The organism is Pararhizobium sp. DWP3-4, assembly GCF_049898205.1.
In the GTDB taxonomy this organism is placed as follows: domain Bacteria; phylum Pseudomonadota; class Alphaproteobacteria; order Rhizobiales; family Rhizobiaceae; genus Pararhizobium.
The window spans coordinates 378,439-400,745 of the sequence record NZ_JAFCXF010000001.1 but is presented as its reverse complement, the minus strand read 5'-3'; the positions used below and the strand labels follow the sequence as shown (position 1 = coordinate 400,745).

Genomic DNA, 22,307 nt, shown 5'->3' with positions numbered 1-22,307 from the left:
CGGGGGAGACAAGGCGGAAAGAATTGAAAGGACCGGGCCTTGTTAGCGGCCGATCACCGGGCAACCGCGGGCATTGGCGAACACGATGCTGCGATAGTCGCCGCGGCGCACGCCTTCGACGACCACCCGGCGGGGCGTCACATCGACCACGCGGGCCCGGCGCATGCCGAAATCACGGGCCTTTTCCTGGGCAAGCCAAGGGTCGCAGCGGCCGCGGCGATTCTCGCCCCAGCCCGGGCGATGACGGCGGTCGCCATCCCAATCGCGCTCATCGCCATATCCGTCGCGGTCGCGGTCACGATCGCGATACTGAACGTCCACGACGCCGCCGGAATGAATGCCGAAGGTCAGCGTTTCGGCTGCTACCGGTGCAAGGCTGGCACCAAAGCCGGTCAGACCGATCATGCCGGCAAGGGCCAGCTTTGCAAAAATCTGTTTCATGACTGTTTCTCCTTATGGTCCAAAACTTTGAGATGTCCGCCCGCCGTCTGTTCCGGGGCATTGAAGACACCCTAATCCGGCGTGGCTGAACGGAACCCGAATCGGCCGTTCATCCGGGGTTCAGCCGGAGCAAGACCGTGTTCGAATGGCAGGAACAAGGCGGCCGGCGCGGTCAGCGGGCGAGCATCTGCTCAAACACGCGGATATTGCGGTAATGACTGAGACGGGTGACAGCGCCGTTTTCGAATTCGAACACCAGCACGCTCGGGATCGAATAGGACTGGCCGTTGGCCTCCGGCAGGCCCGGCATGGTTTCGCGATAATGGCCACGCGCGGTGACATCGACGGCGACGCGCTGGCCGAAGGCATCGTGCATCAGCACCATGTCGCTGAAGCTTTCGTCGAAATGGCGGAAATAGCTCATCACCGCCATGCGCAACGGACCGGAACCGATGGTGCGCTGGCCGGTCAGGGTATCGAGCGCCACGTCCTCGTCGAGGAATGTGCCGATCGTGTCGAAATCGCGTTCGTTGAGCGCCTGCATGAAGCGGCTGGCAATGGTCTGCGCGTCGGTCACTGTTTCTGTCCTTTGCCTGTAAAATTTAATGGGTTCGCTCCTTCTCTCCCCGTCATTCCTGTGCTCGTCACAGGAATCCCGTCACGCGACGTCCGTCGCGTGGAAGAGTCTTCTCACGGCGCGGACGCGCCGTGACTGGATCCCCGCCACAAGGGCGAGGATGACGGAGGACGTGGGTATGCTTGAACGCAATCACCCCAGAAGAAACCACGTAGCGCCCAAACAACTGTTTTGTTCCTGTAATTTCAATTCCTCCCCCACTCTCATCCCCCCAGATGCAGCACCACCTCGCGGCGGTGGGGGCGGTCGCGGTGTTCGAACAGGTAGAGACCCTGCCAGGTGCCGAGCAGCAGGCGCCGCTCTCCGACCGGAATGCCGATCGAGACCTGGGTCAGCGCTGCCTTGATATGGGCGGGCATGTCGTCGGGGCCTTCTGCGGCGTGGATGACCCAGCCCATCGACGGATCGCTGGACGGTGGCACGAGGCGTTTGAAGAACTGGTCGAGATCGCGCCTGACATCGGGATCGGCATTTTCCTGGATCAACAGGGAACAGGAGGTGTGGCGCACGAAGACGGTCAACAGGCCCTCCTCCACACCGGCCCTGCGGACGAAGGCCTGCGCCTCGTCTGTGAACTCGTAGAGACCGGCGCCGCGGGTCGGCAGGCTGATGATCGTCTGGGGCATAAAATCCTTTCGGGCCGGTGCGGCTTGGCGGCTTGCCGCGTTACAATTCCAGAAAAGTTTTGAAGCCGCCATAGATCATCCGTTTGGCGTCGAAGGGCATGGGCCAGTTGTCCATGCTGAGGCGTGGATCAGCCATGACCTTGGCATTGATGTCGTCGCGCTGCTCGCGCGAGGCATAGGTGATCCACGAAAAAACCACCACTTCGTCGTCGCCGGCCTTCACCGCACGGGGAAAGGACGTCAGCTCGCCGTAAGGCACGTCGTCACCGATACACTCTACATAGGAGAGCGCACCGTATTCCTTCCAGACCTCGCCTGCTGTGCGCGCCAGGTCCTTGTAGGCTTCGATACTGTCTTTCGGGACGGCGACGATGAATCCATCGACATAGGGCATGTCAGTCTCCTCCTCGAGATGCGGCTCTTTCATCGATCCGGGCAATCGTTGCCTCCAGGGAGGCCTGCACCGTATCGAGCAAGTCCCGGCTTAAAGGGTATGAGCATGCGGCAGCCGGCGTTTGCTCTTGCTTATCGACATAGATGGAAACCGGCCACTGCTCGTCAAGGGCAAGCAGGCTGCGAACCGCTTCGGGCGGCCGGACGCGGCCGAAATAATCTTCCCTGCACAGGATCCATTGAATGACGAATTCATGGAACCAGGCATCGCCGGCAGCAAGGCATCGGCATCCGCAAGGCCGCGAAAGTGCGGCGGAATTTCCCGCAGCTTCAACTTGCCCACGCATTCGCCTTGCCGGCCGCAACTGCGGACACGGCAGAAGGAGGGAATATCCATCCGGGTCGCGGCAACACGGCAAAGCATCTCGAACAGAACGGGATGAAGCGGCAGTTCTTCAGGTCCACAGACTGGTGGCATGTTTTTCGCCTTTTCCAGGATAGGGGGTGGAGGGATCGGAATAATGGGTACGGGTTTCCCGTCACGCGGCGGCTGTTTTCGCCCGTGGTTTGCGTCATCTGCATGTCTGCCGGGCTTTTGCCTGGCAGGGTCGGCCGGGGCACATCGGGTGCCGCAGGTAAGTAGGAGTAGGTGACACGCGATGTGCCCCGCTTCAGTGTCTTTTGCCGCGCTTCTCAGGTTTTTCTGCGCTTTCCTCTCTGACAGGAAAGCCTCCAATGCCCCAGCCCGGCCGCTTATCCGCTGGGCTTTTCAATGCGGCGGGGTTTAGCCCTGGACCGTCCAAGGACGGTGTGGCTACCCGGCACGCCCGGCCCGCTTTCACGAACCGGAGGAGAACCGCCTTTCACGCAGCCCCGGGGATTTTGCGCGCGTTTCGCCAAATCGTCCGGGCACCGGCCCCACCTCGCCGGCAACGCTTTCCGGTGTATCCGTGATGGGACGGGAAGAAGTATGGCACGGGTTTTGAGGGCGGGGATTTGCGGGGATAATTTTTTAAGGAGAAAGTGCGCCAAAGGGCGGCAGGGGGCGTGCCGTAGACACCCGCCTGAAGCAATAGCCGCGCCTTCAGAACCGCTTTTTTCGCAACGATGCGGTCACCTCAACTGGCGATCGTCAGTCCACCGTAACGCCTGATTTCATTGCCGATTTCGGTGATGAGCGTATCGAGAGCCGCGTTTCTTGCCTTTCCTGCGCGGCGCACCACATAGGCCAGGGAAGGCGGTGCCGGAAGGCGGTCCGTGATGACCTGCATATCGGGGCGCAGATGGCGCGCGCTGAGAAGCGCTATCCCCATGCCTGCGGTGACCGCCGCAACAATTCCCGCAGCGCTCGAACACTCAAAGACAGTTTCAAGAGCCGCTCCCCCGTCCTGTCCGATATCGAAAGCCCACTTGCGATAGAAACACGCGTCGTCGAAGGACAGAAAAGCGATAGGGCCGTTCTGCGGAACGGGAAAATCAGCGTGCTTCACCCAATGAAGATCCTCGCGGAAAAGCACCAGATCGGTGGGGCGAACCTCATGGGCAAACACCTGTACGATCGCAGCGTCCAGTTCGCCGCGCTCCAGCATGGCCCGCAAAACCAGGCTCATGCGGACCTTGGTGCGGACGGATACATGCGGATGCAGACGCCGAAATCGCCCGAGGATGCGGGCAAGGTCGGTGCAGGTCGTGTCCTCGGTCAAGCCCAGCGCAATGCGGCCGGCGATGGAGGTTTTCGACAGGCTCAAAAGCGCCTCGTCATGCAGGCCGATGATGCGGCCGGCATAGTCGAGCAAATCCTCTCCGGCTGCGGTAAACATCGGCGCTCCCGGCTTGCGGCTGAGGAGGTGACAATCGAGGCTGGTTTCGAGCCTCCTGATCTTGTGGCTGACGGCGGATTGCGACAGGCCGAGGGCTTCGGAGGCGCGGGTGATGCCGCCATGATGGCGGATCGCCCAGAGCGCGCGCAGCGCATCGATTTCCAGACGCCGGGTGGTGAAGTCAGTCATGGACCCTGCCCAAGTTCGATGTTGTTTCCGGAAATTATGCAGCGCCCGGCCGTTTTGAGCAACATTCGATGACGTGGACACATAGAATGTCATGCAGCAATTCATATTTGTCATGTGCAACCTGATCTCTGCGGCCCTATTGGCTGAACGGCAAACACCATGCCTGTGAGACACCGATGACCGATCAAGCCCTATCCCAGCCCGCCCGAAACCAGCGCCGCTTCCTGTGGCCGCTGATGGCGACATTGCTGGTGATCAGCTGGAGCTCCGGCTTCGTCGGCATTCGCTATGCCAGCGAACAGGCGAGCGTCACGCTGGTCCTGTTCTGGCGCACGCTTCTGGCGGGCCTGATCCTGCTGCCCTTCGCATTGGCCATCGGACCGCGCATGCGGCTGCGCGGGATAGGAGAGCAGATGCTGTTCGGCGTGATGTCGGTGTTCCTGTATCTGGGCGGGTTTGCGCTGGCGATCGAACAGCGCGTGCCGACAGGGCTCGTCGCGCTGATTTCCGATCTGGTGCCGCTCGCTATCGCCGCCTTGTCTCAACCGGTTCTGGGGGAGCGATTGAGCCCGCGGCAATGGCTGGGAACGGCTGTCGCAGTAGTGGGCGTGCTGGTCGTCTCGGTCGATAGCCTGAGCTTCGGCACGGCTCCCGTCTGGGCCTACGGGGTGACCATCGGTTCCATGCTGATTTTCGCGCTTGCCTCGGTGCTGTTCCGCTGGCGGCGGGCTGAACATATGCCGGTGCACCAGAGCCTTTGCATCCATACGCTGACGGGGGCCGTGCTGTTTGGCCCGTGTGCGATGATCCAAGGTGATATCGCGCCGCCCCTGACCGTCAATTTCGCCGTCGGAATGGTCTGGCTCGTGGTCTTCGCCACCTTTGCAGCCTATTCCATCTATTATACCAGCCTGCGCATGTTCCCGGTGGCAAAGGTCAGCGCCGCGATCTATCTCAGCCCGCCGGTCACTATGCTCTGGGCCTGGGCGCTGTTTTCCGAACCTCTGACACTGGCGATGTTCATCGGGTTGGCGGTAACGCTTGCCGGCGTCTGGATAACGTCGCGCGGCTGACGGCTTTTCCGCCGCCAGTCGCCGGTCACGTCATGGCGCCACTGGGTCCATCGGAAACAGCGGCGCTCCGGCGGCGATCCTCGCTCCGGCCAAACCCGGAGGCTGGCCGCCATCCGCTTACCGGAACGCCACTTCCAGATTTTGCCGGTCCTGCGCGATCACCTGGCAGCGGGTTTCAAACCCCTCGCCCTTGATCGACAGCAGAAACTCGGCGGGAATGCCGGCGGAATTGGAAACGGACAGGCCGGCACTGTCGCTGCCGAGCGACTTGACGGTGCAGTCGATGCTTGAGCGCCGGTCGTTGAAGACGATCGAGCCCGCCTTCAGCACCCGCCGCCGGGCCCCCGCTGTCTGATCGGTCTGCAACGAACTCCACGCAACACAGCGATTGCGGCCGGTGTTCTTGGCCCTGTACATCGCCGCATCGGCCTGGGCGAGCAGGGTCTCGATATCCTTGCCGACGATCGACAGCGCCGAGATGCCGAAACTCGCCGTGACCTTCAACTGGCGCTCGCCGACGCTATGGGAGGCAATCAGGCTTCTGACCTTTTCGGCGACCGCAACAGCCCCATCCCTGTCCACATGCGGCAACAGGATGGCAAACTCTTCGCCGCCGAGGCGGCCGAACAGGTCACCTGCGCGCAACGCCGCCTTGCAGGTCGCAGCGACGCTCTTCAGCACCGCATCGCCGGCGGCATGGCCATGGGTATCGTTGACCGTCTTGAAATGATCGACATCGAGAACGATGCAGGAGACATCGTGCCGGTGACGCAAGGCCAGCGAAATCAGCTGGTCCGCCTCCTGCTTGAAGGCGCGCCGGGTCAGCGCATCGGTCAGGCCGTCGGTCGCGGCCGATTGCAGCAGAGAAATCCGGTCCATCGCGACGCCGGCGAGTTCCGTGAGAATTTTAAGATCGCGGCGGCCGAACGAGCGCGGCTGGCGATCGATGGCGCAGACCGTTCCGATCGTATGACCCTCCTTGGTTTTCAGCGGCACGCCCGCATAAAACCAGATATGGCTTTCGCCCGTCACGGCCGGATGCTCCGCAAACCGCGGATCCTTGGTGGCATCCTGGACGACAAGCGGTTCTTCGATATCGACGACATAGCGGCAGAACGTGTCTTCGCGCGGAACCTCTTCGGCTGAAAGACCAGAGCATGACTTGTACCATTGCCGGTGGGCGTCGATTAGCGAGACGATGCCGATCTCGACGGTGAAGATTTCCTTGATCAGTCCGACCACGCGGTCCAGCCCCTCGTCGCGGGGCGTATCGAGCAAATCGAAGGCGTCCAGCGCCGCCAGGCGGTCGATTTCCCGCTGGATCATGCCGGTAGATGATTTTCCGAATGCGCGTACGACCGCCATTGGCACATGTCTCCTTGCGTCGGCCCATCATGATCCATTCCACAATCCGCCAAGCACCTGACTATATCGCTGATGATACGGCTGCAAATGGCGAAAAGTTGCCATTGAAATCTGCGGGATTTTCGCAAGCGCCCCACCATGCCGAAGATACAGGACGGCAGCCGCGGACATCGCACATGTCCGCAGGCCGCCGCAGCGTTGCTGTCGAGTTCGTCAGCCCTCGTTGTGGTTCTCGTGGAACCCGGCGCTGCCCTTGCGCCAATAGCCGGCGGCCTTGATCCATGAGCGGTTGTGGCCGCGTTCCTCGACCAGATGCCTGCGCAGGATTTTCACCGTGTCGTTTTCGCCGGCGATCCAGATATAGCCGTCACCTTCTGGAAGTTGCAGCGACGTGACGGCATCGAGCAGGAACGCGGGATCGCTGGCAGTGTCGAGCGGGCGGTGGACCCAGCGGGTGTCGAGGCGGGTGGTCGTTTCGAAGGTCTGCTCCTCCTCAGACCCGGCCACGGTGGCGAGGACGATGACAGGCACGTCTGCCCGCAACTCTTCCAGTCGGCGGCCGATCGCAGGCAGAGCCGTTTCATCGCCGATCAGCAGGTACCAGTCGAAATCATCGGTGACAACGAAGGAGCCGCGCGGTCCGCCGACGCCGAGCTTGGTGCCGGGCCTCGCGGCAGACGCCCATTCGGTGGCCGGGCCAGCGGCATGGATGGCGAAATCGACCACCAGTTCGCCCTTTGCCGGATCATGACGGCGCGGCGTGAAATCCCGCATCGGCGAAGCGACTGTGCCTTCCGGCAAAGCGGGCGCATCCGGCCCTACCGGCCAGACGGGGGCGTCCTGACCTGCGAGCAGCAGGCACAGCTTGACGTGATCGTCGTAACCGGCGCTGACGAAGCCCTTGAGGTCGTCGCCGGTCAGCGTGACGCGAACCATCTGCGGGGTGAGCCGCTCGGCCGTCTTCACGGTGAGAAGACGGCGGCGCAACTCGTGGCGGACGCGCGCGACGGCGTGTCTTTCGGTCATGAAAAATCCTTTAGCTTGGGCGGCGCTAGCCGCGATTGATCTCGTCGACGGCGCGGCGGAGGATATCCGCAAGCCGTGTCGCCTCCTCGGAGGAACAGCCGCGTTTGTGGAACAGCGAGGCCTTGATCGCCTGGCGGGCAATTTCCAGCGCATGGTGACCATGGGCTTCCGGATCTTCGCTCGGCACCTGCCCCCGGCCCTCCATGACATCGCGCACCGCATCCATCTTCGAGCCGATACGGCCAAGGCCTTCGATGATGCGATCGGCTCCTGCCCGGTCGGTCTCCAGGGCGGCGCGGCCGGCCTCGGTGATGGTGAACAGCTTCTTGTTGCCATCGGCTTCCGCCACCGCATGGCCGATTTCATCGAGATAGGTCAAAGCCGGATAGATCATGCCGGGGCTCGGCACATAAAAACCGCCGGAAATTTCCTCGATGGTGCGGATGAGTTCGTAGCCATGGGCGGGCTGGCGGGCGAGCAGCGCCAGGATCAGCAATTGCAGATCGATCGACGACAGCTTGCGGCCGGCGCGAAAACCGTCGCGCGACGCAAAGCCGCCTTCGAAACGGCCGGGACCGTGGCGGCCATGGCCACCATGGGCATGCCGCTCGCGGCAGGATTCCTCGTGAGTGCGGTGCTCATGGCCGCGATGACGTCCAAACATGGGATTTTCCTTCGTAAGATATAACACTAGACATATCTTAAGATATATTTTTCGATAAGCAAGCGGCTCTGTCCGCATTCCGGAGGACTTTGCTACAGTGACGGGCACGGACTGCAGAAAAGCGCTGCAGACCCAAAGGCTTCGGGCGGGAAAAAATTTCGCAGGCCTTGTCGAATTGGCGCCAGGCCGTTCGTCGTTAGAAGGAAATGTCCAAGCTAACAGGAGGAACGCTCATGCAGAAGATCACGCCCTTTCTCTGGTTCGACAACACTCTCGATGAGGCCCTTGCCTTCTATCTGTCGATTTTCCGGCAGGCGAAGGTGACCTATCAGCAGAAGGGGCCGGACGGCAAAACCTTCACCGCCGCCTTCGAACTGGAGGGGCAAGGCTTCATGGGGCTGAACGGCGGGCCGCATTACAAGCTGACGCCCGCCGTCTCCTTCTTCGTCGCCTGCGCCGATCAGACGGAGGTCGATCACTATTGGGACAGGCTACTGGACGGCGGGCAGGCACAGCAATGCGGCTGGCTGACCGACCGCTTCGGCGTCACCTGGCAGATCATTCCGGATGCGTTGATGCAATTGATGAGCGACCCCGACCCCGCCAAGACTGGCAAGGTGCGCGACGCGATGATGCGGATGGTGAAGATCGACGTGGCGGGGCTGGAAAAGGCCGCCGCCGGGTAAACCCCTACCCTTCCAAATCGTCCTTCAACCGGCTGAGCAAATTGACGGCCTGGGCGGCATAGGGGCCGATCCAGCGGTCGTGGATATGCTTGATCGGCAGCGGGTTGAGATAGTTCCAGCGCTCGCGGCCCTCGCGCTTGACGATGACCAGATCCGCCGCCTCCAGAACCTTCAGGTGCTGCATCACCGTACAGCGATCAAGGGCGGGAAACCGTGCGCACAAATCCCCCGTCGTCTGCGGCTGATCCTTCAGCACATCGAGCATGGCGCGCCGGCTGGGCGCCGCCAAGGCCTTGAAGATTCGGTCATTTTCATCATCACTTGACATGTTATGTTTTTATAACATAATGGCTGCCATAACAAGCGAAAAAGGAGGAATGAACATGGAATTGAAATTCAGGGTCGCCGGCCACATCGCCAAGCCGGTCTCGGAGGTTTTCGAAGCGGTGGTCAACCCGGAGCAGCTGTCGCGCTATTTCACCACCGGCGGCGCCAAGGGCAGGCTTGAGACCGGCGCCACCGTCACCTGGGATTTTCACGATTTCCCCGGCGCCTTCCCGGTCAAGGTGATCGAGGTGAACAAGGACGAAAAAATCGTTTTCCAGTGGGCGGCGGATGAAGGCAAAGGCTCGGATGCACCGAAATACGACACCACGGTGACCATGGCCTTCCAACCTGTCGAACCCGGCCGCACGCTGGTGACGATATCAGAAGAAGGCTGGCGCCAGACGCAAACCGGGCTCAAAAGCTCCTACGGAAATTGCGAGGGCTGGACTGGCGCACTGTGCGCCATGAAGGCCTGGCTGGAGCACGGCATCAACCTGCGCGAAGGGTTCTACAAGTAGCGGATTGAGACCGGCGGGCACGGCATGTCAGTTCTTCGGAAACCGCCGCGCCTGCCACTGGCTTTTCGGCACCGCGCTGCCGACCGCGAAACTGAAGGCGGCGATCCCGTTAACATCGCTGTTGACGGAGCATTTGAAGTCGACATCGATCCACCCCTGCGCGGTCTTGTAGGCGGCACCCGTGGCCGTCATCACCTGCCCGGAAATGGGAGAACCGTTGCGCGGATCGAAAAACAGCCCTTGCGGCACGGTATCCGGACGGGCACGGCGCACCTGCTCCAGCGTTTCGATCATGCACATCTGCACGATCCGCCGGTCCTTCGGCAGCTTGCCGAGCGCCTGGCGCACACGCGGATCAGACAGCGTATCGGCGGAATAGAGTTCGCTTGCCTTCTTCAACTCCGATGGCGGGCGGCCGGGTTTGTTATCGGCTGAAAGATTGTCTGCCGATGCGACCTTTTGCGGATCGGACACCGCAACATCCACCGGCCGGTCCTGCGGCTTGGCTCGTGGAATTGGCACGGTCTCGATCAGCGCCTCGCCTTCGTTAAGCACCGGGTTGGCATTGGTGGCCTCGGGAAGATTGAGCTCGGGCAACTTTGCAGCAGCCGGGGTCTCGGCCGGTTTGTCCAGCGGGCTGGGCAGCTGTGGATCGACCTCTTCCGGCGCCTGCTCGCTCGCCACTGCAGCGGCGCGTTCAGCGCGCGGCTCCGGCTCGACCTGTTTTTCCGGCTCCGAAGGACGGTCTCCGCCTGCGTCCTTGCCGCCCTCCTTGGCTGCGGATTCGAGGGCCTGCGGCTGAAGCGGCGGGATATTTGCGGTTTCGCTTTTTTCAGTTTCAGCCTTCTGGGCTGCGGCTTTCTGGTCGTCGGCCTGCCCAGCCTCCGGTTTATCCGCAGGCATCTGCTCAGGCTGTTCTTGCGCCTTCTCCGCCGGTTTTTCGATCGGCGTCTCGATCGGCCTGGCGTCTTCCTGCGGTTTCTTCTCCGGCTCAGGCTTGGCTTCAGGCTTTTCTTCCGGCTCGGGCTTCTTCTCCGGCTCCGGCTTTTTCTCTGGTTCTGGCTTTTTTTCAGGTTCCGGCGTTTTCTCGGGCTCCGGTTTCTTTTCCGGCTCGGGCTTTTTCTCCGGCTCCTGCACCATCTCGACCTTGACCACCTCTTCCTCTGCAGGTTTTGGCGGTGTTACCGGCAGCTGGAAAAGCAGAAATGCGGCAACGGCCACATGCACGGCCACGGACGCGAACAGCCCCGCCCCGAATGTACCCCGCCGTTTTTCCGAATTCTGCTGCATAGGATGGTCGATAGAGCCGGATACTGACCGGATCGTGACCGGCGGACAATGAGACAATCGAAATCGCCAGCCTGAACGGTTGGTGGCTCTTCCTAACACGCGGGCAACGCCGTTCCTAGCACGGCAGACACCACCTCAAGCGTCCGTGATCTCGAAACGATCGGGATAGAAAGCCAGATGGTCCCTGATCACGGCAACCGCATCATAGGGCGCCTCGTAGGACCAGATGGCATTGTCCAGCCGGACGCCTTCGGCAAGCACGCTGAAATAGGACGCATCCCCCTTGTAGGGACAATAGGTGGCGTGATCGGTCGGCAGAAGCAGCGCCATATCGACATCGGTGCGCGGGATGTATTGCACCGCCGGATACGACGCCTCGCGCAATGTCAGCGCGCTCCGGCTGTCGGCAATGATCTTCCCGCCCTGTCTAACGACGACGCGGCCGGGATTGGGTGTGATGACGATCGGATGATCCGGACCGGGTAATTTGACAGGCTTGTCGAGCATGGGAAACTCCAAGCGTTTGAAGCGGCTTTGCCTCTTTCACATTGGGTCGCCACGAGAAAGAATCAAGGTCATGCGCTCTCGCAAGACAGATGCCTGCAAGCCTGCCCGGTTTACCCCGCTCAACCCGATCGAACGCCCTATCCGAGCGAACTGATCAGCTCCCGGTAGGCGGCCTCCGGGAATGCCTTCAAGGTGCGGGTGCGCACATTGCCGCCCATGCCGAGCGACAGTGAAAACCGCGCCATCACCGCATCATCAGGCGCTTCACACACCGCCACCATGTCGTGATCGCCCATGGTCAGGTAGAACTCCTTGAACGAGCCGCCCATATCCTTCAGCAGCTTCTTCGCGGCGTCGAGACGCTTGGGCGAATCGCGCACATTCTTGACACCCTGCTCCGTCCAGTTGATCAGCACGATATACATGGTCATGGCACACCTCCCATGCGGCACGGCCTTGAAGGTAGCGCCGCGATTGATGCCTCCACCCCCGCCTCATCGGACACACCATCCGGCAAAGCGGACGGCCGATCTCAGTCAACAGAACGCGTACGATTGAAGCCCAGAGGTTTTAGCGAGGGCTGAAGTATATTCCTGTCGGCTTAAGTGAACAAGCAAGGGCTGTGACCGCAGAGGGGCGCACGCTGTAAACTCTGCCTGCCCAACGAAAAACCCGGCCAGTTTTCACTGACCGGGTTGCAATTTTTCATCTCGCAAATGCCGCCGCTTAGCTGTCGAGGAACGAGCGCAGCTTGCGGCTTCTCGACGGGTGCTTGAGCTTGCGCAGCGCCTTGGCTTCGATCTGGCGGATACGTTCGCGGGTGACCGAGAACTGCTGGCCGACTTCTTCCAGCGTGTGGTCGGTGTTCATGCCGATGCCGAAGCGCATGCGCAGCACGCGCTCTTCGCGCGGGGTGAGCGAGGCCAGAACACGAGTCGTCGTTTCGCGCAGGTTCGCCTGGATAGCGGCGTCGATCGGCAGAAGCGCGTTCTTGTCCTCGATGAAATCGCCGAGATGCGAATCCTCTTCGTCACCCACCGGGGTTTCGAGCGAAATCGGCTCCTTGGCGATCTTCAGGACCTTGCGGACCTTTTCGAGCGGCATGGCCAGCTTTTCGGCCAGTTCTTCCGGGGTCGGCTCGCGGCCGATCTCGTGCAGCATCTGGCGCGATGTGCGCACGATCTTGTTGATCGTCTCGATCATGTGCACCGGAATACGGATCGTGCGGGCCTGGTCGGCGATCGAGCGGGTGATCGCCTGACGAATCCACCAGGTCGCATAGGTCGAGAACTTGTAACCACGGCGGTATTCGAACTTGTCGACCGCCTTCATCAGGCCGATATTGCCTTCCTGGATGAGGTCGAGGAACTGCAGGCCGCGGTTGGTGTACTTCTTGGCGATCGAGATGACGAGGCGAAGGTTGGCTTCGACCATCTCCTTCTTGGCGATGCGGGCTTCGCGCTCGCCCTTCTGCACCATCGAGACAATGCGGCGGAATTCGAAGATCGAGATGCCGGTTTCCGTGGCGAGATTCTGGATCTCGCCGCGAATGTTGCGGATCATCGTGCCTTCGTTCTTGGCGAATTCCTTCCAGCCCTTGGCGGCCAGATTGGCGATCGACTTCATCCAGTTCGGATCAAGCTCGGCACCGGAATACTGTTCCAGGAAACTATCGCGCTTGACGCCGTAGGATTCCGCCAGACGCAAGAGACGGCCTTCGTTCTGCATCAGGCGCTTGGAGATGTCGTAAAGCTGCTCGACAAGGCTATCGACGCGGTTCTGATTGAGCGACAGCGATTTTACGGCCGTGATCAGCTCGTCCTTCAGCTCCTTGTAGCGGCGCTCCTGGGCGGGCGACAGCGTGCCGGTGGCAGCCAGCCGGGCTTCGACCTGCTGGTCCTGCAGCTTGCGCAGCTTCTTGTAGGTCTCGGCGATGATGTCGAGCGTTTCCATGACCTGCGGACGCAGTTCCGCTTCCATCGCGGCGAGCGAGAGGTTCGATTCGTCGTCGTCCTCTTCCTCTTCCTCAGCCGGCAGGCCCTCGCCGCCGACATTGGTCACGTCGTCGTCGCCGGCGCGCGGCTTGCGGTTCTTTTCCTTTTCCTCGGCAGCCTTGCGGTCGGCCTCGATCTTCTCGGGACTCTGGAACTGCGGCGCGGCCTTGGCTTCCGGACCGGAATAGGTGGTTTCGAGATCGATGATCTCGCGCAGAAGCGTGTTGCCTTCGTTAAGTTCGTCACGCCAGATGATGATGGCCTGGAACGTCAACGGGCTCTCACAGAGGCCGGCGATCATCGTTTCGCGGCCAGCCTCGATGCGCTTGGCAATGGCGATTTCGCCCTCGCGCGACAAAAGCTCCACCGAGCCCATTTCGCGCAGGTACATGCGCACCGGATCATCGGTGCGGTCGGTCGGTTCTTTCTTCTTGGCGGTCGCAAGCGCGGTGCCGCTCGAAGGGGCCAGTTCGCTGCCTTCGCTCTCGCCATCGGAATCGCTGTCTTCTTCCTCGGACGCGGCCGGGCCTTCGTCGGCTTCCTCGTCCTCGACGACATTGATGCCCATTTCGCTGAGCATCGCCATGATATCTTCGATACGATCGGGGTCAACCTGATCGGACGGCAGAACCTCGTTCAGCTCGTCCATGGTCACATAGCCGCGCTTCTTGGCGGCCTTGATCATCTTCTTGACCGCGTCATCCGAGAGATCGAGAAGCGGGCCGTCGGGTGCGCCTTCGCGTTCGGCTTCTGCTTCTTCGTTCTCTTTGACTTTGGTTGCCATTTATATCGTCGCTTTCCTTGGACAGCACTCAACGCGTGCGCGGTGCAAAACTCTTTCGAGGCTCGGGGGCGTCAAGCGCTCCCCACCGCGAATCATTACCCCTGACGTAACGGGATGATCTTTAATTCCTGATTAACCACGACAGTCACCGCGGTTAAACCGGCCAGCTGCGACAGCAGCGCCGTTTTGACATCACTTGCATGATGGATCTGTCCGCCGTACCCATTTCACTCACTGTATCAGAAATGGTGATTCCCACAATTTTCGGTCCCGTCAAGCATTTCCGGTGAAAAACCGTTCAAATCGGCAAAAAAGACCGAATCAAGCAGAGAGCTTCAAAGATTCAGTTCCATGGCCGAAATGTAGGAAGTGTTGATGGAAAGACAAGGGTGAAAAGAATCGCCGCTTGTGGATGAGCCGCCGCTTCTCCGTCAAAACGTTCCTTTCCATCAAAAACTCCGTCCATCGACCTTGGTGATCGTCAAGGTTTCAAGATCGACATCCGGCAGGCAGCGGACATTGACTGCCGCCATCGGCCCGGTCTTACCCTCCCCGTCGGCATAAGGCGCAATTCCACAGTTGGCACAGAAATGATGCTGGATGACGTGCTTGTTGAACTGATAGGTCGATACGGCCGAGACGGGTGTCTTGAGCGTCAGCTTTTCGCGCGGCACGAAGGCCAGAAGGCCGCCCCGCCGACGGCACATCGAACAATTGCAATCCATCGCCTGCGTGATCTCGGCCTCGACCTCGAAGGCGATGGCTCCGCAATGACAGCTTCCCGAATAGATCATCAAACCCTCCCAAGTCGGACAGCTTGAGAGATGATGCCGCAGGTGGCGATGTCAAGGTCTTGCCTGCATCGCCACCCAAAAAGACGCAAATTCCAACGCCGCGTACGGCTAGGCCATCGTGGCGCCGATCACCAGGATTTCGGTTCGGTTGGGCACGCGGTCATGGAGATCGATTACATCCTGGTTGAGCATGCGCACGCAGCCGGACGACACCGATTTGCCGATCGTCCACCATTCCGGCGAACCGTGGATGCGGTAGATCGTATCGATGCCGTCCTTGAAAATATAGAGCGCGCGGGCGCCGAGCGGGTTTTTCAGGCCCGGGTCCATGCCGCCATTGGCAATGCTGTAGGGTTTAAGATCGGGGCGGCGGGCCACCATCTCGTCAGGCGGGGTCCAGCGCGGCCATTTTCGCTTGTACTGGATGACGCCACGGCCTGCCCATTCGAAGCCCGCACGGCCCAACCCGACGCCGTAGCGCATCGCCTTGCCGTTTTCATAGGTCAGGTAGAGGAAATGATTGGCGGTATCGACCACCAGCGTACCGGGCCGTTCGCCGGTGGTGTTGTCGACCCACTGGCGGCGAAAGCGCGGCGGCACCTTCTGGTATGGGATGGCCGGCAGCGGGAACTGCTCGTCGGGCCTCGCGCCGTACATTTCGCTTTCGGCGGTGGGCAGTGCGACGGGTTCGGCTTCGGCGGCGACAGGCCGGGCGGTGGTGGCGCAGCCGGTAAGACCGAGCGCTGCAAAGGCGCCGCCCGCCTGCAGGAAGGTTCGGCGGGACACATTCAAATCAATCAATCGGGGAAACCTCATCTGCTTGTCGAAGGTCCCCCGCTTGCCATGCGCGGGCAGGCATGGGAAGCCACCCAACGCAAACGTGAACGGCTTGTGATGGGGCCGGATGCCCGCCACGGACGCCTCAGGCGGTGCGGCCGCTTCACACATTTTGGGCGAAGCCGCTGCACGGGTTTGACGTGGTGCACCTGGAAACCCGCCCCGCAGCATCACGGGACCGGTTGCGCCCTACCAGTCCATGACGACCTTGCCGGAATTTCCCGAGCGCATGGCCTCGAAACCGTCGCGGAAATCGTCGATGCCGATGCGGTGGGTGATGATCGGCGACAGGTCGAGGCCGCCTTGCACGAAGGCGATCATCTTGTACCAGGTCTCGAACATCTCGCGGCCATAGATACCCTTAAGGTTGAGCATCTTGAAGATCACCTTGTTCCAGTCGATCTCGAAGCCGGTCGGCGCGATGCCGAGAATGGCGATCTTGCCGCCATTGTTCATCTTGTCGATCATGTCACGGAAGGCAGGCGCCGCCCCCGACATTTCCAGCCCGACATCGAACCCCTCGGTCATGCCGATGCGCTTCATCACATCCGAGAGGTTTTCCTTCGACGCATCGACGACATAATCGATGCCCATCTTTTCGGCCAGCGCCAGCCGCACCGGATTGATGTCGGTAATCACCACCTTGCGCGCGCCAGACCGCTTGGCGACCATGGCGCCCATGATGCCGATCGGCCCGGCACCGGTGACCAGCACGTCCTCGCCGACGACATCGAAGGAGAGTGCTGTGTGCACGGCATTGCCGAACGGATCGAAGATCGCGGCGACCTCGTCCGGCACCTCGTCGGGAATGGCAACGACATTGTATTCCGGAATGCAGACATATTCGCCGAAGGAGCCGGGGCGGTGCACGCCGACGCCGAGCGTGTTGCGGCACAGATGCCCCCTGCCCGCGCGGCAGTTGCGGCACTTGCCGCAGACGATATGGCCCTCGCCCGAGACACGCTCGCCGACATGGTATTTGGTAACGGCCGAGCCGACCTCGGCGATGACGCCGACGAATTCGTGGCCGACCACCATCGGCACCGGAATGGTTTTTTGCGCCCACTGGTCCCAGTTCCAGATATGCACGTCGGTGCCGCAGATGGCGGATTTCTTCACCTTGATCAGCACGTCATTGGGGCCGGGCTCCGGCACCGGCACATGCTCCATCCACAGGCCCACTTCAGCTTTGGATTTGACGAGCGCCTTCATCATGTTTGTCATCGGTGGTTCCTCAGAATGTTTTTGTCATCGGCGGCGAATGTCTTCCACCCTCCCCTTGAGGGGGAGGGTCGGCGCGCAGCGACGGGGTGGGGTGATCTGCGGCATATGCAGTTGACCTTGGTGTTCGCGGTGGTCACCCCCACCCGCAGCTTCGCTGCGACCTCCCCCCTCAAGGGGAGGTAAGGGTCTCAAATCACACCCAGCTCTTTGCCAACCTCTTCGAACACCGCAATGGCGCGGCGGACATCGGCCTCGCTATGCGCCGCCGACATCTGGGTGCGGATGCGGGCCTGGCCCTTGGGCACGACCGGGAAGGCAAAGCCGACGACATAGACGCCTTTTTCCAGCATTTTTGCCGCAAAAGCCTGCGCCAGCGACGCATCGCCCAGCATAACCGGGATGATCGGATGACCTTCGCCGGCCAGCGTGAAGCCAAGCTTGCTCATTTCGGTGCGGAACAAAGCGGCGTTGGCTTCGAGCCGGGCGCGCAGCGCGTCGCCGTTGTCGATCAGGTCAAAGACCTTGAGCGAGGCGGCAGCGATGACCGGGGCCAGCGTATTGGAGAACAGATAGGGGCGCGAGCGCTGGCGCAGCCAATCGACCACCTCTGCCTTTGCCGAGGTGTAACCGCCGGATGCGCCGCCGAGCGCCTTGCCGAGCGTGCCGGTGATGATGTCCACCCTGCCCTCGACGCCGCAATATTCGGCCGAACCACGGCCATGTTTGCCGACGAAGCCGACGGCATGGCTGTCATCGACCATGACCATGGCACCGTATTGTTCGGCAAGGTCACACACGCCTTGCAGATTGGCGATGATGCCATCCATCGAAAACACGCCATCGGTGGCGATCAGCTTGAAGCGCGCGCCCTCGGCCTTCTTCAACTCTTCTTCCAGTGCCGCCATGTCATTGTTGGCATAGCGGAAGCGTTTCGCCTTGGAGAGACGCACGCCATCGATGATCGAGGCGTGGTTGAGCGCATCGGAGATGATCGCGTCTTCTTCGTTCAACAACGTCTCGAACAGGCCGCCATTGGCGTCGAAACAGGAGGAATAGAGGATCGTATCCTCAAGCCTCAGAAACGAGGAAATGCGCGCCTCGAGCTGCTTGTGCTCCTCCTGCGTGCCACAGATGAAACGGACGGATGCCATGCCGTAGCCGTACCGGTCCAGCGCCCGTTTACCGGCTTCAGCCAGTTCCTCGTTATTGGCAAGGCCAAGATAGTTGTTGGCGCAGAAGTTCAACACTTTCGCGCCAGAAGCAACCTCGATTTCGCCAGCCTGCTTGGACACGATCACCCGCTCGGACTTGTAAAGCCCGGCGGACTTCAGTCCCTCAAGTTCGGAGGAAAGGTGAGTGATGAAGGCTGACGTCATGAAGGCCGCTTTCCAGGATTTGAGATCGGGTTGCGATAGAGACCTACCATATTCCGATCCACATGACAGCGAAAGACAGCGTCAGGACGCGGCGTTTGCACGACAGGATGATCCATTGCTGTCGTCCATCCGCGACGCGGATTATTTCGACCCCGGCAGGCCTGCAACAGACCGGTCAACATCCCGGAAAGGCTGATGGACGTTTTATGTTGCCGCGCCGTTGCATGCATGCTGAGATTGCGGCACGCGGCACCTGCCGCACCGATACATGGGAGGCCGCCAATGACACGCACTTTCCTGCTTGCCGCTCTGGCAATGCTTGCGACGGGCACCGCACATGCCGCCGACGATTGTGCCAATGCGCAGGATCAGACGACGATGGACGTCTGCGCCAGCGAGTCCTTCAAAAAGTCAGACAAGCAATTGAACGATCTCTATAAACAGATCGGGACGCGGCTGAAGGACGACGCGGACAAGACCAAGCTTCTGGTGGCGGGGCAACGCGCCTGGGTTGCCTTCCGCGATGCCGAATGCGCTTTCTCATCCTCGGGCGTGGCAGGCGCAAGCGCCTATCCGATGATCCATTCCATGTGCCTCGACGGGCTGACACAGACGCGGGCGAAGGATCTGCAGACCTATCTTGCCTGTGAGGAAGGCGATCTGAGCTGCCCCGTTCCATCGGCGCAATGATCGTATGAAGCCAGCCGCAAGCCTCGGCAAAACGTTCACGGGCAGAAAAAATAGTTGACCAAGTCAAGTATCTTGGGGTCGATGGGCAATCTCTTCTCCACGGCGAGGAAGCCATGACAATCTTCGACAGATTTTCCCTGAACGGCCGGGTCGCGCTCGTCACCGGCGGCGGGCGCGGGCTTGGGCTGGAAATTGCCCGGGCCCTGGCCGAGGCCGGAGCGCATGCCGTCATCAATGGGCGCACTGTGGCGACGCTTGATGATGCCGTGACCGCGATCACCAGGGCTGGCGGCAGCGCCGAGGCGGCGGCCTTCGACATCACCGACCGCGAAGCGCAGCGCGACACGCTTGCCGGGATCGAAAAGCGGCATGGACGGCTCGATATTCTCATCAACAATGTCGGCGCCCGCGACCGGCGGCCGCTGGCCGCATTCGACGACGATGCGGTGATCGACCTGATCCAAACAGACCTGATCGCGGCACTCACCCTGTCGCGCGATGCAGCCGCGATCATGAAGAAGAACGCGCACGGACGGCTGATCTCGATCACCTCGATCAACGGCCAGGTGGCGATGCCGGGCGACGGCATCTATCCGGTCGCCAAGCAGGGACTGACCGGCCTGATGCGCTCGATGGCGGTCGAATTTGGTCCGCATGGCATTACCAGCAACGCCATCGCGCCGGGCTGGTTTGCCACAGAAACCAATGCGGCGATGGCCGCCAATGAGGACCTGATGCCCTTCGTTCGCCAGCGCATCCCGGCGCAACGCTGGGGCCGGCCGGACGAGCTCGCCGGCGCGGCCCTGTTCCTCGCCAGCGACGCCGCTTCCTTCGTCAACGGCCATGTGCTGACGGTGGACGGCGGCATGACGGTCAGGATGTAGACGGCGCGATACTGGCATTCGAGGTAGATTTCGCGGCACCAAGCACGTCACCGCTTACGTGCCTTGCGGCTCACCCCCTCTGTCACTCCGTGACATCTCCCCCACAAGGAGGGAGATCATCCTTTTCCCTCAAACGATCATGCAAATTAGGCGATCATATAAAATCGCGAACTCGTTAGGAGGGCGCAGCAGCAAACGGCCAATCTCCCCCCTTGTGGGGGAGATGTCACGGAGTGACAGAGGGGGGTAAGCCGCGCAGCACGTAAGCGGTTGCCAGCAGACACCCAAATCGTCAATCAAATCCGCGAATGACATCGAGAAATGCGTCACCATAGCGTTCCAGCTTGGACTGGCCGACGCCGGAAATGCCAAGCAGGGCGTCGTGATCGTGCGGGCGGGCGGTGGCAAAGGCGATGAGCGTCGTATCCGGGAAGACGACATAGGGCGGCACGCCGAGTTCCTTGGCGATGCCGGAACGGGCCCGGCGCAAGGCCTCGAACAGCTCCGCATCCGAACCGGACAGAGCCGATTTGGCGCCGGACGCGGCCGACTGCCGGGCGTTCTTGCCCTTGCCTGTCGCGGGACGGTCCTTGCGGAACCGGACCTCGCGCTCGCGCTTGAAGACGGTACGGGCGTCCGGTTCCAGCTTCAGTGCGCCAAAGGCTTCATGATCGACGCTGATCAGGCCGGCGGCGAGAAGCTGGCGATAGACCGATTGCCAGGTTTTCGACGGGATGTCCTTGCCGGCTCCAAAGACCGGCATCTTGCTATGGCCGAAGCGCTCGGTCTTTTCGTTTTCGGTGCCCAAGAGCACATCGATCAGATGGCCGGTGCCGAACCGCTCGCCGGTGCGGTAGATCGCCGCCAGCGCCTTGATCGCAGCGTCTGTTCCATCCCAGGTTTCGACCGGATTGATGCAGGTATCGCAATTGCCGCACCTACCGCCATGCGCCTCGCCGAAATGGGCAAGGATCGATTGCCGCCGGCAGCCCGGCGTTTCGCAGATGGCCAGCAGCGCATTCAGCTTGGCGCGCTCGACCCGCTTGATATCGTCGCCCGACGTGCCGCCATCGATCATCCGGCCGCGCTGGATGACATCGGCCATGCCGTAGGCCATCCAGACGTCCGACGGCAGGCCGTCGCGCCCGGCACGGCCGGTTTCCTGGTAATAGGCCTCGACCGAACCCGGCAGATCGAGATGGGCGACATAGCGCACGTTCGGCTTGTCGATGCCCATGCCGAAGGCGACGGTCGCCACCAGGCAGAGGTCTTCTTCCTTCAAAAAGGCATCCTGGTTGGCATCGCGCACGGCGCGGTCCATGCCGGCATGATAGGCGAGCGCGCGAACACCCTGCCCGTTCAGCCATTCGGCCGTATCCTCGACCTTGGCGCGCGACAGGCAATAGACGATGCCGCTGGAGCCCTTGTGGCGCGACAGGAAGCGCAGGAGCTGCTGGCGCGGCTGGTCACGCTCGACGATTTCATAGGCGATGTTCGGCCGGTCGAACGAGGTGGTAAAGACTTCGGCGGAGCGTAGGCCGAGCTTGTCGATAATGTCTTCGCGGGTGTGCGGATCGGCCGTTGCCGTCAGCGCCATGCGCGGCACGCCGGGATAATGTTCGGCAAGCTGACCGAGCTCCCGGTATTCCGGGCGAAAATCATGTCCCCACTGCGAGACGCAGTGCGCTTCATCGATGGCAAACAGCGAAATCCTCGCATTGCCGATCATCTCCTTGAAGCCCGGGGTGACGATACGCTCCGGCGTGACATAGAGAAGTTCGAGTTCGCCATTGGCAATCGCCCGGCGGACATCTACGAATTCTTCGCGCGACAGCGAGGAATTGAGCGCGGCAGCCCTGACCCCAAGCTGCTTCAGCGCCTCCACCTGATCGCGCATCAAGGCAATCAACGGCGACACGACGATGCCGACGCCATCGCGGCACAGCGCCGGGATCTGGAAGCAGAGAGACTTGCCGGCCCCGGTCGGAAACAGCACCACGGCATCGCCGCCGGACACCACCCGCTCCACGACCGCCGCCTGCTTGCCGCGAAAGGCGGGATAACCGTAGACCCTTTTCAACACGGATAGCGGATTTTTCGCACCGTCAGTGTCAAACAGGGGATCGATACGGTCTTTGGTCTGCAGCATGGAATCGCCTTCG

Annotated in this window: 23 protein-coding genes; 5 read left to right on the top strand and 18 right to left on the bottom strand. The window is 61.3% G+C overall.

Annotated elements, in window-relative coordinates; translation table 11 throughout:
• Nucleotides 1-42 precede the first annotated feature (42 nt).
• The 5 genes from ACP7E6_RS01910 to ACP7E6_RS01890 form a co-directional block, all read right to left on the bottom strand.
• Entirely contained in the window at nt 43-441 is a 399-nt protein-coding gene (locus ACP7E6_RS01910; RefSeq protein WP_426227395.1) for a hypothetical protein, read from the bottom strand.
• A 172-nt stretch (nt 442-613) separates the two neighbouring features.
• Complete coding sequence (locus tag ACP7E6_RS01905) at nt 614-1,018, bottom strand: ketosteroid isomerase-related protein (RefSeq protein ID WP_426227393.1); 405 nt, start codon at nt 1,016-1,018, stop codon at nt 614-616.
• A 263-nt stretch (nt 1,019-1,281) separates the two neighbouring features.
• Nucleotides 1,282-1,704, bottom strand: coding sequence for a secondary thiamine-phosphate synthase enzyme YjbQ (locus ACP7E6_RS01900; protein ID WP_426227391.1), 423 nt, complete (start codon nt 1,702-1,704; stop codon nt 1,282-1,284).
• A gap of 40 nt (nt 1,705-1,744) precedes the next feature.
• Nucleotides 1,745-2,098 (bottom strand): DUF1428 domain-containing protein, encoded by a 354-nt coding sequence (locus ACP7E6_RS01895; protein WP_426227390.1) that lies wholly within the window; start codon nt 2,096-2,098, stop codon nt 1,745-1,747.
• A gap of 1,117 nt (nt 2,099-3,215) precedes the next feature.
• Nucleotides 3,216-4,106, bottom strand: coding sequence for a LysR family transcriptional regulator (locus ACP7E6_RS01890; RefSeq protein WP_426227388.1), 891 nt, complete (start codon nt 4,104-4,106; stop codon nt 3,216-3,218).
• Nucleotides 4,107-4,282: 176 nt separating this feature from the next.
• Here ACP7E6_RS01890 and ACP7E6_RS01885 point away from each other — a divergent pair, with 176 nt between their 5' ends.
• On the top strand, nt 4,283-5,179 hold the full coding sequence (locus ACP7E6_RS01885; RefSeq protein ID WP_426227386.1) for a DMT family transporter: 897 nt from the start codon (nt 4,283-4,285) through the stop codon (nt 5,177-5,179).
• A gap of 117 nt (nt 5,180-5,296) precedes the next feature.
• Here the strand turns inward: ACP7E6_RS01885 and ACP7E6_RS01880 are convergent, their stop codons facing one another.
• The 3 genes from ACP7E6_RS01880 to ACP7E6_RS01870 form a co-directional block, all read right to left on the bottom strand.
• Entirely contained in the window at nt 5,297-6,544 is a 1,248-nt protein-coding gene (locus tag ACP7E6_RS01880; protein ID WP_426227384.1) for a diguanylate cyclase, read from the bottom strand.
• 213 nt (nt 6,545-6,757) lie between these two features.
• A complete protein-coding gene (locus ACP7E6_RS01875) occupies nt 6,758-7,570 on the bottom strand; it encodes a siderophore-interacting protein (protein WP_426227382.1) in 813 nt (270 codons plus the stop codon).
• A 25-nt stretch (nt 7,571-7,595) separates the two neighbouring features.
• On the bottom strand, nt 7,596-8,234 hold the full coding sequence (locus ACP7E6_RS01870) for a PadR family transcriptional regulator (RefSeq protein ID WP_426227381.1): 639 nt from the start codon (nt 8,232-8,234) through the stop codon (nt 7,596-7,598).
• Between the two features lie 233 nt (nt 8,235-8,467).
• Between ACP7E6_RS01870 and ACP7E6_RS01865 the strand changes: the two genes are divergently transcribed.
• A complete protein-coding gene (locus ACP7E6_RS01865; protein WP_426227379.1) occupies nt 8,468-8,920 on the top strand; it encodes a VOC family protein in 453 nt (150 codons plus the stop codon).
• Between the two features lie 4 nt (nt 8,921-8,924).
• Here ACP7E6_RS01865 and ACP7E6_RS01860 read toward each other — a convergent pair whose 3' ends face one another.
• On the bottom strand, nt 8,925-9,248 hold the full coding sequence (locus ACP7E6_RS01860; RefSeq protein ID WP_426227377.1) for an ArsR/SmtB family transcription factor: 324 nt from the start codon (nt 9,246-9,248) through the stop codon (nt 8,925-8,927).
• 55 nt (nt 9,249-9,303) lie between these two features.
• Here ACP7E6_RS01860 and ACP7E6_RS01855 point away from each other — a divergent pair, with 55 nt between their 5' ends.
• On the top strand, nt 9,304-9,765 hold the full coding sequence (locus ACP7E6_RS01855; protein WP_426227375.1) for an SRPBCC family protein: 462 nt from the start codon (nt 9,304-9,306) through the stop codon (nt 9,763-9,765).
• A 27-nt stretch (nt 9,766-9,792) separates the two neighbouring features.
• On the opposite strand, the gene ACP7E6_RS01850 is transcribed toward ACP7E6_RS01855, so the two are convergent.
• From ACP7E6_RS01850 to ACP7E6_RS01815, 8 genes are all read right to left on the bottom strand, one after another.
• Nucleotides 9,793-11,055, bottom strand: coding sequence for a DUF930 domain-containing protein (locus tag ACP7E6_RS01850; RefSeq protein ID WP_426227373.1), 1,263 nt, complete (start codon nt 11,053-11,055; stop codon nt 9,793-9,795).
• A 135-nt stretch (nt 11,056-11,190) separates the two neighbouring features.
• Nucleotides 11,191-11,562 (bottom strand): DUF427 domain-containing protein, encoded by a 372-nt coding sequence (locus ACP7E6_RS01845; protein WP_426227371.1) that lies wholly within the window; start codon nt 11,560-11,562, stop codon nt 11,191-11,193.
• A gap of 137 nt (nt 11,563-11,699) precedes the next feature.
• Nucleotides 11,700-11,993 (bottom strand): GYD domain-containing protein, encoded by a 294-nt coding sequence (locus ACP7E6_RS01840; protein ID WP_426227370.1) that lies wholly within the window; start codon nt 11,991-11,993, stop codon nt 11,700-11,702.
• A gap of 295 nt (nt 11,994-12,288) precedes the next feature.
• Nucleotides 12,289-14,340: an RNA polymerase sigma factor RpoD gene (gene rpoD / locus ACP7E6_RS01835; RefSeq protein WP_426227368.1), complete on the bottom strand. Its 2,052-nt coding sequence runs from the start codon at nt 14,338-14,340 to the stop codon at nt 12,289-12,291.
• Between the two features lie 449 nt (nt 14,341-14,789).
• On the bottom strand, nt 14,790-15,134 hold the full coding sequence (locus ACP7E6_RS01830; protein ID WP_426227366.1) for a GFA family protein: 345 nt from the start codon (nt 15,132-15,134) through the stop codon (nt 14,790-14,792).
• Between the two features lie 108 nt (nt 15,135-15,242).
• On the bottom strand, nt 15,243-15,935 hold the full coding sequence (locus ACP7E6_RS01825; protein ID WP_426227364.1) for a L,D-transpeptidase family protein: 693 nt from the start codon (nt 15,933-15,935) through the stop codon (nt 15,243-15,245).
• A 225-nt stretch (nt 15,936-16,160) separates the two neighbouring features.
• Nucleotides 16,161-17,195, bottom strand: coding sequence for an L-threonine 3-dehydrogenase (tdh, locus tag ACP7E6_RS01820; protein ID WP_426227362.1), 1,035 nt, complete (start codon nt 17,193-17,195; stop codon nt 16,161-16,163).
• 188 nt (nt 17,196-17,383) lie between these two features.
• Nucleotides 17,384-18,571 (bottom strand): glycine C-acetyltransferase, encoded by a 1,188-nt coding sequence (locus tag ACP7E6_RS01815; RefSeq protein ID WP_426227360.1) that lies wholly within the window; start codon nt 18,569-18,571, stop codon nt 17,384-17,386.
• A 282-nt stretch (nt 18,572-18,853) separates the two neighbouring features.
• Here ACP7E6_RS01815 and ACP7E6_RS01810 point away from each other — a divergent pair, with 282 nt between their 5' ends.
• Complete coding sequence (locus ACP7E6_RS01810) at nt 18,854-19,261, top strand: lysozyme inhibitor LprI family protein (RefSeq protein WP_426227358.1); 408 nt, start codon at nt 18,854-18,856, stop codon at nt 19,259-19,261.
• Between the two features lie 113 nt (nt 19,262-19,374).
• The gene (locus ACP7E6_RS01805; RefSeq protein WP_426227356.1) at nt 19,375-20,145 is read left to right on the top strand and encodes an SDR family oxidoreductase; all 771 of its coding nucleotides are present in this window, start codon (nt 19,375-19,377) and stop codon (nt 20,143-20,145) included.
• A 292-nt stretch (nt 20,146-20,437) separates the two neighbouring features.
• Here ACP7E6_RS01805 and recQ read toward each other — a convergent pair whose 3' ends face one another.
• The gene (recQ, locus tag ACP7E6_RS01800) at nt 20,438-22,294 is read right to left on the bottom strand and encodes a DNA helicase RecQ (RefSeq protein WP_426227354.1); all 1,857 of its coding nucleotides are present in this window, start codon (nt 22,292-22,294) and stop codon (nt 20,438-20,440) included.
• Nucleotides 22,295-22,307 lie beyond the last annotated feature (13 nt).